This is a genomic window from Brevundimonas sp. 'scallop' (assembly GCF_011045535.1).
Taxonomy (GTDB): Bacteria; Pseudomonadota; Alphaproteobacteria; order Caulobacterales; family Caulobacteraceae; genus Brevundimonas; species Brevundimonas vesicularis.
In genome coordinates this window covers 1,598,902-1,610,617 of record NZ_CP039382.1, presented here as the reverse complement: position 1 = coordinate 1,610,617, position 11,716 = coordinate 1,598,902, and the positions used below count along the sequence as shown (strand labels likewise).

The 11,716-nt window shown below is 61.7% G+C and carries 12 protein-coding genes; 6 read left to right on the top strand and 6 right to left on the bottom strand.

The window, feature by feature from the left end; genetic code table 11:
- Positions 1-19 precede the first annotated feature (19 nt).
- Positions 20-961, top strand: coding sequence for a hypothetical protein (locus E4341_RS07990; RefSeq protein WP_165116462.1), 942 nt, complete (start codon positions 20-22; stop codon positions 959-961).
- Positions 962-965: 4 nt separating this feature from the next.
- Positions 966-1,655, top strand: coding sequence for a uracil-DNA glycosylase family protein (locus tag E4341_RS07985; RefSeq protein ID WP_165116460.1), 690 nt, complete (start codon positions 966-968; stop codon positions 1,653-1,655).
- Between the two features lie 124 nt (positions 1,656-1,779).
- Here E4341_RS07985 and E4341_RS07980 read toward each other — a convergent pair whose 3' ends face one another.
- The 5 genes from E4341_RS07980 to E4341_RS07960 all read right to left on the bottom strand — a co-directional run bounded on the left by E4341_RS07980 (position 1,780) and on the right by E4341_RS07960 (position 5,786).
- Positions 1,780-1,977 (bottom strand): hypothetical protein, encoded by a 198-nt coding sequence (locus tag E4341_RS07980; RefSeq protein WP_205751254.1) that lies wholly within the window; start codon positions 1,975-1,977, stop codon positions 1,780-1,782.
- Positions 1,978-2,014: 37 nt separating this feature from the next.
- Positions 2,015-2,233 carry a hypothetical protein gene (locus E4341_RS07975; protein WP_088582792.1) on the bottom strand — a complete coding sequence of 73 codons (219 nt, stop codon included), beginning with the start codon at positions 2,231-2,233 and terminating at the stop codon, positions 2,015-2,017.
- 294 nt (positions 2,234-2,527) lie between these two features.
- A complete protein-coding gene (locus E4341_RS07970) occupies positions 2,528-3,418 on the bottom strand; it encodes a plasmid partitioning protein RepB C-terminal domain-containing protein (protein WP_240893505.1) in 891 nt (296 codons plus the stop codon).
- A complete protein-coding gene (locus E4341_RS07965; RefSeq protein WP_165116454.1) occupies positions 3,418-4,296 on the bottom strand; it encodes a plasmid partitioning protein RepB C-terminal domain-containing protein in 879 nt (292 codons plus the stop codon). Before E4341_RS07965 ends, E4341_RS07970 begins: the two co-directional genes overlap by 1 nt.
- The gene (locus E4341_RS07960) at positions 4,293-5,786 is read right to left on the bottom strand and encodes a recombinase family protein (protein WP_219355409.1); all 1,494 of its coding nucleotides are present in this window, start codon (positions 5,784-5,786) and stop codon (positions 4,293-4,295) included. The genes E4341_RS07965 and E4341_RS07960 overlap by 4 nt, the downstream gene beginning before the upstream one ends.
- Before the next feature lie 203 nt (positions 5,787-5,989).
- On the opposite strand from E4341_RS07960, the gene E4341_RS07955 reads away from it, so the two are divergent.
- The 4 genes from E4341_RS07955 (at position 5,990) to gor (ending at position 10,061) form a co-directional block, all read left to right on the top strand.
- On the top strand, positions 5,990-6,298 hold the full coding sequence (locus tag E4341_RS07955) for a hypothetical protein (protein ID WP_165113659.1): 309 nt from the start codon (positions 5,990-5,992) through the stop codon (positions 6,296-6,298).
- A 66-nt stretch (positions 6,299-6,364) separates the two neighbouring features.
- Positions 6,365-6,676 (top strand): excalibur calcium-binding domain-containing protein, encoded by a 312-nt coding sequence (locus E4341_RS15745; RefSeq protein ID WP_165116450.1) that lies wholly within the window; start codon positions 6,365-6,367, stop codon positions 6,674-6,676.
- Between the two features lie 382 nt (positions 6,677-7,058).
- Positions 7,059-8,570: a tryptophan halogenase family protein gene (locus E4341_RS07945; protein WP_165116448.1), complete on the top strand. Its 1,512-nt coding sequence runs from the start codon at positions 7,059-7,061 to the stop codon at positions 8,568-8,570.
- Between the two features lie 108 nt (positions 8,571-8,678).
- Positions 8,679-10,061, top strand: coding sequence for a glutathione-disulfide reductase (gene gor / locus E4341_RS07940; RefSeq protein WP_165116446.1), 1,383 nt, complete (start codon positions 8,679-8,681; stop codon positions 10,059-10,061).
- A 9-nt stretch (positions 10,062-10,070) separates the two neighbouring features.
- Here the strand turns inward: gor and E4341_RS07935 are convergent, their stop codons facing one another.
- Positions 10,071-11,591 carry a carboxylesterase/lipase family protein gene (locus E4341_RS07935; RefSeq protein ID WP_165116444.1) on the bottom strand — a complete coding sequence of 507 codons (1,521 nt, stop codon included), beginning with the start codon at positions 11,589-11,591 and terminating at the stop codon, positions 10,071-10,073.
- Positions 11,592-11,716: the final 125 nt, after the last annotated feature.

The window sequence follows — 11,716 nt, the reverse complement described above, 5'->3', positions numbered from 1 at the left end:
TCGCGCGCGGTATCCCGACATGATGGAGCGCAGTCTGTTGTCGGCGATCGCAGGTCCCTGCGAGGGTTGGGCGGTCGCATTCTTCGGTGGTCGTGCCGAAGCTGAGCTCGCGTTGATCTCAGCTGAGCGACGACAACTTTGGTGCGCAATCTGGGCCCAAATGTCTGCGCGTGCTGAGCGCGTGGATTGTCCGACCGACGTCGATCTTTGGCGCGAACGGTTCAGAGCATCCTCGTTAAGATCGCTGATCGCGCTGTCGGGATTCAAGCAGGCGGCAGGTTTCGAGCGCGCTCTGAAGCGACTGGGCTGGAAGGCTCTGAAGTGCACGAGCTCATACCTCAAGCTCGCGGACGTGTTGGAGGCTGGTCGCGGACCAGCGAAGGTCCTTCGACATCTCGACGCGATCGACGAGCGCGTGATCGATTTGCTCGCCGCAATACCTGACCACGCCTGCTCGCCCAAGAAGGTGCAACGCCTCAAAAGCAATCGGCGCGTCACCGCGATCTTGCTGCGCAGACAGCAATGGCGCTTGGATCGCTTAGGTCAGTTAGACACCGCTGCAGCTGCTGTTTTCGAGCGTGACTTCGTCGCGTCGGTCATTTCTGAAGCCGACGGCGACACGTACGCTGGCCTGCCATTGCCGTCGCCGCCTTGGCCCGGCAACGAACACCTCACGCCGCTCGATACGGAGGCGAAAATGGAGGTCGCTGGACGCCTGTTCCGAAACTGTCTCGGGAGTCGCGTCAGCCAAGTCAGGATGGGGTTCTCCTACTATTACCAACTCGGCGAGGTTGGCGTGGTTGAGATGGAGCGTGTCTCCAATCTCGGTTGGGAGATCACCGAGGCCGCCGGTCGACGCAATGCAACGCTTGCGCCCGACGCGCTCGTGCTGTTGCAATCCGCGCTAACCAATCTACCGGCCCATATCTCTCCGGTCCTCTCTGACCAGATCGCGAATTAGGTTCATGAGCTCCAACACGCCCTTCTCGAAAGCCGCCATCGCTGAGCTTTACGCCAACCACTTTAAAGACGCGCCTGAGACCGCGATGGGCTGGACATTTATGTACTGCCGAGAGGACCGCTTGAGCACTGCCAAAGTCGGCATCATCGGTCTCAACCCGGGTGCGGATCGCGAAGATAGCGACACGCAAACGCAGCAAGCCGATTGGGACTGGCCTAAGGGCGGCATGGCCTACACCGACCAAAAGTGGGGGCCCGCGGACTCACACAATCCGCTTCAGCAGCAGATCGTTCGAATGCTCGAAACGCTTGAGGTCGACAGCAGGGACGTATTCGCCGCTCAGCTTGTTCCATTTAGGAGCCGGAGCTGGTCCAAGCTGCCAACCCCTGGCGTCGCCCTCGCAGCGGTGAGACCGTTGTGGCAAGAGGTCGCGAAGAAGTCGCCGACGATCAGGCTTTGGATCTCGCTCGGTAAGCAGGCAGGTCGAGAGCTCGCCGCGATCTTGGAAGCCGGCACGCCGCGACGTTTGAACGTCGGCTGGAATCGGCAGTTCGCCGAACTCTATCAAGCGCCCGATGGTCGCGTGGTGCTTGCCCTGCCTCACCTTAGCCGTTTCAAACTGATGACCACGGCGGACCGCTCGGAGGTCGAAGCTTGTTTGGCTGCAGGAAAGCGATTGAGCGGGTTGGCGTAGGTCCGAGCGCGACACGCGTCAGTGTCTTTGTGCTATCGTCCCTAAGCGACGAGAACGCGGCTTCCGCCCCCCTGCGTTTGTCGCGATCTAAACTCAGCTCTGTTGAGCCCTCTGCGCTGCGAACTTACCGCGCCACCCAGAACGCCGCAGTCTGCGCCACCGACACTTCGGGCATCTTCTTCTGACTTCCGATTTTAAAGCCCTTGCTCTGCATGAGCTCGCCGACGATCGAGCCTGCTGTGACTGTCGTCATGCTGATCTGACCGTACCTGCTGCCCATCCGCTCAACGATCATCGGCTCGACCCCAGCGAGTGCCGGCAACCCGTCGGCTGTGGCCTTCAGACAGGCTGCCTGTCCCTCAGGTGACTCGATGACGGCGCATCTCGAGCACGCGAAGATCAGACATGCTGATGCCGCCGGTCGGCGCATAGTTCAACCCAGACCTCTCGATAAACTGCGCGAGCTCGTCCGCCTCGAGTGTACCCTTGGCCCGCGCGTTCGACCACACATTGAAGCGCTCTTCAGGTGTCTTGGCCTCGAGCTTTTCGAGCGTCCATCCGCCAGCGAGTTGCGTCATCCTGGTCCCCCTCGATCCAGTCTCATCATATTGGTTTCCGCGATCAGTGCGGTTTTTTGAATGCACACTGAGACGCCAAATCGATCTTAGTCGAGCGCAGCGGTCGTCGAGCTTGGCGCACGATCCCAACGGCGGGTCGTCCCGCCGGACCGACCCTAGATGGGCAGATGACGCCCATCCTAGCGGGCTCCGAACGGGATCGCCGTCATCCCCGCCACCACCCTTGATCCGCCTCCGCCGACGGCTTCTCCGGTGGTCCCGGCGCTTGAAGGGTCCCGGTCCCCTTAGGCGTGCTCAAGCCGCTTGGGCGGGAGGGTCTAACGAGGTTGCTGCGACAACGGATCGGAAGGTCTCCAGCATCTCGCGATGCGAGTTTGCGAGAAAGGTTTCGATCGACCGTTTGGTGAGCAACCGCTCCAAAAAGCCTGCCGCGATGACCAGCAGCAGCGTGTCGTCGCCAAACGCTGTCTCCAACTCGTGAAAGTCTTCAGACACCGCAGCGAGCTCCCGCTCAAGCCGCTCGATCTGTTCCGGGCTGACGCCGCGTATCGCCTTCGCTTCGGGCTTCACGAGATCGGCGGGTTTGGTCGTGACCAGAAGCGCCCTCGCATATGTGGCGCTGTAGTTGTTTGCCGAGATCATCAGCTCCGCAACTTCGAGCTGACGCATAGCTTTCATCTTGCGCAGCTTCTGAAAGGCATTGATGCCGACGGGCTTGTCCTTGAGCAGCTCAGCGACGTCGTCATGAATCCCGTTGAGCATGTGACGTCTGGCTCGAATTGAGCCGACATCGACATTGAGCGCCCGCGCGAGTTTGGCTTCGGATACCCCTCGCTCAATGGCGCGAACAATCATGTAGTGCTCTTGAATCGGTTGAAGCCGATTGACGCGCTTGTTGTAGGTAAAGGCCTCATCGTCCTTAGCGACGATGCATCGCGCTTCCACTGCGCCCTGCTCCTTCAACACGGCCAATCGCACGTGGCCGTCGAGAAGAGTGAAGGCATCGCCTGACCGGGCTTGGGCGAGGATCAGCGGCTCGACCAAACCCACTTCTAAGATCGATGCGGCGATGCGCTTGTACTTTGCGCTTTCGGTGACCGCCGCCGACAGCATCTTGGAGGGCAGAATGCGGTCGAAAGAGATAGATCGAACGCGTTGCTGGAAGGCGATTTTGACGGAGGCCATCACGGATGCTCCAAACCGACGCGCGCCGCGAGCGCGGACGGAAGATTGGTGATCCCTTCAGCGCGCATAAGCGCAGCGAAATGATCATCGGCAAGCAGATGCTTCAGTGCGTTGACGACAAAAACGAGACGCGTGCGCGTCAGAGAGGCCCGTCTGACAAAGGTCTCGCGACGTTCCGTCTCGCGTTGTAGCGACCGAACAAGCGTGTCGGCCGTGATCGGTTTTTGATTGCGGACGCCACGATTGCGATTGTGGATCCCTTTGCCGCTTGTGCTGCGTTGCTCGATAATGTGGCGAATGGCCAAAACCTGATTGCCCGGAATGGCCTTTTCTTCGAAGGCCTGAGCCAGAGCACGCTGCACCTCCCCTTCCTTGGAATGCGCGATCTCCATAGCGACAGTGTGAGGGATCACGCCGCGCTCGACCGCTGAGATCAGTTTTTCTTCGCCGTTCTCCAAAAGATGGCAGATCGCCCCAACATATTCCGTACTGTAGTCAACCTTCGCAGCGATTTCGCTATGGCTGTACCCACGCTCTCGAAGCGATCCGATGGCTCGAACCAGCTCGAGCGGTGTGTGCTGTCGACGAGCGAGGTTTTCGACCAAGCTCATCACAAAACAGTCTTCCTCGGCGGCATCGATCAACACCGCCGGGATCTGCTCTTGCCCAAGCGCGATGAACGCCTCTAGCCGCCCTTGACCGCAGACCAGATCGTATCGCGATCGACCGGGCCGCTGACTGACGGTGATCGGCTTTTTCAGCCCGAGATGCTCGATGCTGGTCACCAGCTCTTGAAACACTCTCTTGTTTCGAGCGCGAGGGTTCAGCACCGTGATGTCATTGACCGGGATGAGACGAATTTCAGCGACGTCGGTCATGCTGCATGGACCTCCACCCGCTGCGTGAGATCGAAGAACGCGTCGAGTGTGTCGAAGCGAAACGAGTCCAGCAGCACGCCATTGTCGGGCGCCAACCTCATGCTTGGATCCGCGCCACACTCGAACCAGGGGAGCAGGTAGTAGTCGCGGATTTCAGCGTTCCCGACCTCCATCCGCACTGCGATGGTGATGTCGGGGCGCAGACCCTGATCTAGCCGAATTTTCCACCGCAATCCGCCCGCCGGCGTTTCTAGGCAGCGTACGATCACGACCGATGCAGTGAACTCGTCATTGATGGTCAGCAGTCCGTTGCACGGGTCTTCTGAAACAACCGCTCCGCCCCGCTCGATTCCACCAACGACCTGGGCGACGACATCCGGATGTATCGCCCGGAGAGCCTGATTGATTTCGATGTAGCGATAGTCGCGAGCTGGCGAATAGCCGATCAGTTGGTAAGCACGAACGAGGCTCCCGAACCGGTGGCGAAATGCCGAGCTTGACGGCATGTCATCGACTTCGTCGATCACGAGCCCCGATAGCCATCCCTTTTTCGCCAGCAGGTCAGACAACCGAGCCAGCAGCTCTTCGTCACTGTATCGCACGCACCTGGCCTGGATGATGCGCTGTGCAGCCTCGAAAAAGTCCGGTTCAACGATCCCTTCGAACGCACCGTCGCGACGCACCCAGTTGTCTGGATCGTTCACCACGCGCTTTGCCTTCAACTTGAAGGAAGAGCGATTGTACACATTGTTGCCGATGTACTTTTCGTTCGTAAGAACCTGGTGGACCGTGCCGCGGGTCCAGGGACGTCCCAAATCCGTAAGCCGGCCCTCCCCGTTCAGCACCGTAGCAATTTCGCTTTCTGAGCGACGCTGAACGACGAACATCCGATAGAGACGTCGAACGACTTCGACTTCCTCGGGCGGCCCGGGGGTGAGCACCACACGATCGGTTTGAATGCTCTTTTGCTCGCCTCGCTCAAGCAGACCTTTCGGCGACAAATGCTCATCAACCAGTTGCCGACGCAGACCATATCCAGCCGCGCCACCTTGCCGAAAACCCAGCGTGATGAGGCGACACTGACCAGCAAAGACCTTGGCCGAGAGCTCGCGACTATACTCCCCCGCCATCGCGCGCTTCATGCTCTTTATGATTGTCGCGCTTAGGCTCCCGTCGTTCTCAAACTGCTCAGCACAGTAATGCACCGACAGCCCAGCCTCACGGCAGATGAACTCGTAATAAGCGCTCTCGTCAGCATCCTGGAAACGACCCCAACGGCTCACATCATAAACGAGGATAGCCTCAAATCCCGGAGCGCCGTTGCGAACGTCGGCGATCAGCTCCTGTAAAGCCGCTCGCCCATCAAGCCTCAGTCCGCTCTTTCCCGCGTCTGTGTAGGTCCGAACGACATCAAACCCACGTCGAGCCGCGTAGGCCGCGATCGCCTCAGACTGGTTTTCGGTTGAGTACTTTTGGTGCTCCGTCGACATACGGACGTACTGAGCCGCCCGCACTGATTTCGCGGCCCCCATCTCGTGCTGAACGCCCATTGGGTCCATAATGCACGCCAGTTACACCCGTCCGAATGGCGGTGAGAATCGAGCCGTAGCGGCAGTCCGACCGGATGTCGTTTCAAAAGATGGTCTGAAAACTTCAGCCCAAAATCGGAAAACTTCTCCATCAGGAGGCGTCGATGCAGGCCTTCCCGCAGATGATTGCTGGAGCACTTCGCGAGGAATGGGGCGAGAGTCCCTCTGCGCGCAAGGCGGTCGGCCTCATCACCAATGCAAATGAACGTGCTGTGCGAAACTGGTTTGATGGCCGTAACGGGCCCAGCGGCGAAAATCTGGTGCGCCTGATCCAGCACTCAGACGCCGTTTTATCAGCGGTGCTACGAGCTTCGCGACGAGATCAGCTCCTACCTGCCGTGGCGCTGATGCGCCTTAAAGCTTCGCTTCAAATGGCAATCGATAGTCTCGACGAAGCTTTTCCTAGCCGGTGACCGAACCACGCGAGCTGGACGCGCGCAAAAGTTGCGAGCTATGAAGCCCTGGCACGGGGCACCGACATGAAGTTCATTATTGCGTTCGTCATCATTGCGGCCTCGGCGGTACCGATAGCTGTAGCTGCGCATTCCGGCGGACTGAACGCAGAGGGGTGCCACAACGATCGCAAGCGAGGCGGTTACCACTGCCATCGTGCGGGCGGAGGCTCTTCGTCGCCCTCTCGTCCACGGGGCTTGAGGTCGTCTCCCCCGTCTAGCGGCGCGTTTGCGAACTGCACTGCGGCCCGTGCGGCAGGTGCGGCTCCCGTGCGTAGGGGCGATCCCGGTTATGGACGGCACTTAGATCGAGATGGTGACGGCGTCGGCTGCGAATGAGCATGACCAAACTGAATGGTTTCAATGAGTTATCAAACCGGCAGCAACGCGAATTCCATTTGGAAAACCCGCTGTAACCCATTGAATTTGCTCGTATCAGCTTGATCCTGTTTGGAGGCTTTCTTCTTTCATTTCAATGTACTTACAGCGTCTCTTAATCAGCGGGTCGTAGGTTCGAACCCTACATCACCCACCATCGTCTTTCTCCAGAATGTATGGATACACGGCTGGCTGGCTTTACTGCGAGGCTAGATCGCGTTTTTCGCCGGTTTGTATCGGCCCGTCAGAGAACCAGGATCGACAAGCCCTGCAGTTCGCGCGACTGATCACAAAGGCAGCCGCCGATCTGCCCAAGCATTCCCCTCTTCACCGGTTACGCCCGATGACTCCTGCTCCGCTGAAACGCATTCTGATCGTCGGGGGCGGCACGGCCGGCTGGATGGCCGCCGCCGCGCTGGCGCACGTCACGCGCGGTACGGTAAAAATCGAACTGGTCGAATCCGAGGTCATCGGAACGGTCGGCGTCGGCGAGGCCACCATTCCGCCGATCCTGCTGTTCAACCAGTTGCTGGGCATCGACGAGAACGAATTCATTCGCGCCACCCAGGCCACCTACAAACTGGGCATTGAGTTTAACGACTGGTTTGAGAGGGGCAAAAGCTACTTCCACCCGTTCGGAACCTATGGCACGCGCATCGACGCCGCCTCCTTCCACCAATACTGGCTAAGGCTGAACAAGGCGGGGCTGGACGACAACCTGGACGCCTATTCCGTCACGACGATGGCAGCGCGCATGGGCCGGTTCACCCGGCCTGACACCGACCCGCGCGGCGCCGCCTCGCAGATGACCTACGCCTTCCATTTCGACGCCGGCCTGTACGCCAGGTTCCTCCGCCAACGCGCCGAGTCGCAAGGCGTCGTGCGTCACGAAGGCAAGATCGCCGACGTGCGCCTGCGCGACGGCGACGGCTTCATCCAGTCGGTGCGGTTGGACGACGGACGCGAGCTGGAGGCGGACTTCTTCATCGACTGTTCTGGCTTCCGAGGCCTGCTGATCGAAGGGGCGCTGAAGACGGGCTACGAGGATTGGACCCACTGGCTGCCAGCGGATCGTGCTGTGGCCATGCCCTGCACCCGGGTCGGCGATCCGACGCCCTATACCCAATCGACGGCCCTTGAAGCGGGCTGGCGCTGGCGCATTCCGCTGCAGCACCGCACCGGCAACGGCTATGTCTATTGCAGCCCGTACATTTCCGACGATGAGGCCCAGGCCAGGCTGCGCGCCTCCCTGGACGGCGAGGCGATGGCGGAACCCAACTTCCTGCGGTTCACCACCGGTCGCCGAAAGAAGACCTGGAACAAGAACTGTCTGGCCCTGGGCCTTGCCTCAGGCTTCCTGGAGCCGCTGGAGTCGACCAGCATCCATCTGGTGCAGTCGGGCATATCCAAACTGCTGCTGCACTTCCCCGACACCGGCTTCGCCCAGGCCGATATCGACAACTACAACCGCATGATGCGGCTGGAGACCGAGCGCATCCGCGACTTCATCATCCTGCACTATCACGCCACGGCGCGCGACGACTCGCCCCTGTGGCGCCACGTGCGGGCCATGCAGATTCCCGAGACGCTGAAGCAAAAGATGGATCAGTTTCGTAGCCGGGGCCGCATCTTCCGCTATGAGGACGAGCTGTTTCAGGAGACGAGCTGGATCGCCGTGCTGCTCGGCCAGGGTGTCATCCCCGATCGGCATGATCCGATCACGGAGACCATCCCTCTGGAGCAGGTCCAGCAATGGCTGCATAAGATGAAGGCGATGATCCAGCAGGGCGTGGCGCGGATGCCAACCCACGAGGCCTTTATCGCCGCCAACTGCAAGGCGCCGCCGATCAACTGAACCACTAGACGAGACCAACCTGATCAGGTCTGGACAGACCGTTGAGCTCTTGGATTTCGCGCGGCGTGGCTTAAATGCCGATGCCTGCCGCTGAACGGAATCCGACCTATGGCCGACTACGACTACGACCTCTTCGTCATCGGCGCCGGTTCGGGCGGGGTGCGAGCGGCGCGGCTGACGGCGCTGGACGGCAAGAAGGTCGCGGTCGCCGAGGAATATCGTGTCGGCGGCACCTGCGTGATCCGCGGCTGCGTGCCCAAGAAGTTCATGGTCATGGCCTCCGAGGTCAGCCACGCGCTCGAGATCGCCGAGGGCTACGGCTGGTCGTTCGACAATGCGAAGTTCGACTGGCCCACCTTCCTTGAAGCCAAGGATGTCGAAATCGCGCGCCTGTCCGGCATCTATGCAGCCAATCTGGGCAAGGCCGGGGTCGAACTGGTCCACGGGCGGGCAGTTCTGAAAGACGCCCATACTGTGGAGATCGTCGGCAAGGATCGCACAATCACCGCCGAAAAGATTCTGATCGCCACGGGCGGCCGCCCGTGGAAGCCGGAAGAGCTACCTGGCATTGAGCACGCCATCACGTCCGAAGAAGCCTTCCACCTTCCGGAGCTGCCCAAGCGCATCCTGATTGCGGGCGGCGGCTATATCGCGGTGGAGTTCGCCGGCATCTTCGCGGGCCTGGGCGTCGAGACGACCCTGATCTATCGCGGCCCCAACATCCTGCGCGGCTTCGACGACGATGTGCGCGCACACCTGGCCGGAGAGATCGAAAAGCGCGGCATCAAGGTCATTCTGGGCTGCCAGCACGAGAAGATCGAAAAGACCGAGACCGGCCTCATCAACCACCTCGAAAACGGCATGAAGCTGGAGACGGACGTCGTCATGTTCGCCACCGGCCGGATCCCTCACGTCAAGGATTTGGGGCTGGAGAGCGCAGGGGTCGAGCTGAATGAAGCGGGCGCCATCAAGGTCGATCCCTATTCCAGGACGACGGCGGACAACATCTGGGCCATCGGCGACGTCACCGATCGGATGAACCTGACGCCCGTCGCCATCCGCGAGGCCGTCGCCTTCCATCAGACCGTCTATCGCGACAATCCCCAGCACTTCGACTACGAGGCCGTGGCCACCGCCGTCTTCAGCCAGCCGCCGGTCGGGGTCGTGGGCCTCAGCGAGGCGGAGGCCCGCCGCTCCTGCTCGAACGGCGTCGATGTCTACGTCACCCGGTTCCGGCCGATGAAATACGCCTTCACCGGCTCTGATGAGCGGGTGCTGATGAAACTGGTGGTCGACGCCGACAGCCAGCGCGTGGTCGGCGTTCACATCGTCGGCCCCGACAGCCCCGAGATGATCCAGCTGGCCGCCATCGCGGTGAAGGCCGGCCTGACCAAGGCCCAGTGGGACGCCACATGCGCCGTCCACCCGACCATGGCCGAAGAGCTGGTCACGCTAAAGGAGAAGCAGTCGGGCGCGACCTCGGCCGGCTGACGCTTGCTCTCAGGGCCGGGGCCGCTCGCGGAACCGCTCAAGCAGGTCCAGCCGGGCGCTGGACGGCACGGGTGTCACGGTCGGCCCCGGATTGACGAAGTTCATCAGCCGGGTGTCCCTCAGGGTCGCCGTGGGCCAGCGCGGCCGCCCGACGCCGTTGGGATCGCCCGAACGTGCGAAGGCGGTCCAGTATCCCATCATTGCGTCCGACGCTTTCCGGTCCCGATCCTCGACCGGATACGGCAGGGTGTTCAGCGTGCCGAAAACATAGGGCCGCTCGATCGCATGGGTCGCGCCGCCATGGGGCTCCGGGTTCTGCGGCGAGGAGATATCGAAGCGATAGAGCCAGGCCGGATGGCCCGCCTTGGCATGCAGCCGCGCCAGCATCCGGGCCGGTTCTGAAAACACCAGATCCGTGATCGCCAGCTTGTCGAACGCCTCCAGCCCGCCATAGGCCTGAACGGCGTCGGCCCGCTCGAGCCAGGTCATGTCGTCGTCGATCTGACCATAGCCGTTGCGATCCGTGGGCCGCATCCACCAGAACTCGGCGCTGTTGCTGCCGATGATGAAGGGCACCGGGGCCTGCCGCCCCGCCTTGAACGCCGCCTCAACCGTGGACGGCACGACCCGCCCGTCGATCAGCGTCAGGTCGCCGTTGGCGAAGACCGGAGGCGGCGTCAGGAACAGATCGGCCGGCGCCGCGCGCAAATCCGCCGCCGTTCGCAGTCCCGCGCCATAGGCCCAGACCTCGCCGCGCTCCCGCGCTGAGGGCGCGCCATAGGCGCCTTTGCGGTCCAGCGGCGTCTGTAACTCCCGCCCCAGGCCGGACTGAACGATCGCCCGGTCAAACAGACCGCGCGCCGGCGGAGAAATCATCAGCCGCGTGACGATCGCCCCGCCCGCCGATTCGCCAAAGATGGTCACGTTCTTGGGGTCGCCGCCAAAGGCCGCGATATTGGCGCGCACCCATTTCAGCGCCGCCGTCACGTCCATCAGACCGTAATTCCCCGCCGCCTCGCCTGCCGGCCGCTCGGCCGCCAGCGCCGGATGATCGAAGAAGCCCAGCCGCCCCAGTCGATAGTTCAGCGTCACCACGACCATGCCGCGCTTGGCCAGGCTCGTTCCATCATACAGCGGTGCGGTTCCCGACCCGTTCACCAGGCCGCCGCCGTGGATCCAGACCATGACCGGCGCGGGCTGAGCCGCGCTGATGGGCCGCCAGACGTTCAGGTTCAGACAGTCCTCGCTCATCGGCAAGGGACCGACGCCGGGGTCGCCGCTCGGCGGCGCCTGGATGCATAGCGGACCGTAGCTTGAGGCGTCGCGCTGGCCCTGCCAGGTCGGCGCGGGACCGGGCGGTCGCCAACGCCGCTCGGCCGTCGGCGGCGCCGCGTAGGGAATGTTTTTGAACGCCGCCACATCGGCATCCACACGTCCGTTCAGTACGCCCTGCGAAATGCGGACGGTGGGCTGGTCGGCTGCGGGCGCCATCATGAGCGAAAGGGTGGCGAAAACGCCGGCGATTGTCATGCGCGCTGATTAGCAAATTACGGCGTCTCGCCAATAAACTTGCGATCACAGTTCACGACACGCGACGAGAGAACCGATTTCGATATGGCGCGTTATCGCCAAGCTGTGCGGGGTAGGCGTTGAAC

Excerpts from the sequence above, each read along its gene's own strand:
- E4341_RS07990 (WP_165116462.1), top strand. The coding sequence starts at position 20 with ATGATGGAGCGCAGTCTGTTGTCGGCGATCGCAGGTCCCTGCGAGGGT.
- E4341_RS07985 (WP_165116460.1), top strand. The coding sequence starts at position 966 with ATGAGCTCCAACACGCCCTTCTCGAAAGCCGCCATCGCTGAGCTTTAC.
- E4341_RS07975 (WP_088582792.1), bottom strand. The coding sequence starts at position 2,233 with ATGACGCAACTCGCTGGCGGATGGACGCTCGAAAAGCTCGAGGCCAAG.
- E4341_RS07970 (WP_240893505.1), bottom strand. The coding sequence starts at position 3,418 with ATGGCCTCCGTCAAAATCGCCTTCCAGCAACGCGTTCGATCTATCTCT.
- E4341_RS07965 (WP_165116454.1), bottom strand. The coding sequence starts at position 4,296 with ATGACCGACGTCGCTGAAATTCGTCTCATCCCGGTCAATGACATCACG.
- E4341_RS07960 (WP_219355409.1), bottom strand. The coding sequence starts at position 5,786 with ATGTCGACGGAGCACCAAAAGTACTCAACCGAAAACCAGTCTGAGGCG.
- E4341_RS07955 (WP_165113659.1), top strand. The coding sequence starts at position 5,990 with ATGCAGGCCTTCCCGCAGATGATTGCTGGAGCACTTCGCGAGGAATGG.
- E4341_RS15745 (WP_165116450.1), top strand. The coding sequence starts at position 6,365 with ATGAAGTTCATTATTGCGTTCGTCATCATTGCGGCCTCGGCGGTACCG.
- E4341_RS07945 (WP_165116448.1), top strand. The coding sequence starts at position 7,059 with ATGACTCCTGCTCCGCTGAAACGCATTCTGATCGTCGGGGGCGGCACG.
- gor (WP_165116446.1), top strand. The coding sequence starts at position 8,679 with ATGGCCGACTACGACTACGACCTCTTCGTCATCGGCGCCGGTTCGGGC.
- E4341_RS07935 (WP_165116444.1), bottom strand. The coding sequence starts at position 11,591 with ATGACAATCGCCGGCGTTTTCGCCACCCTTTCGCTCATGATGGCGCCC.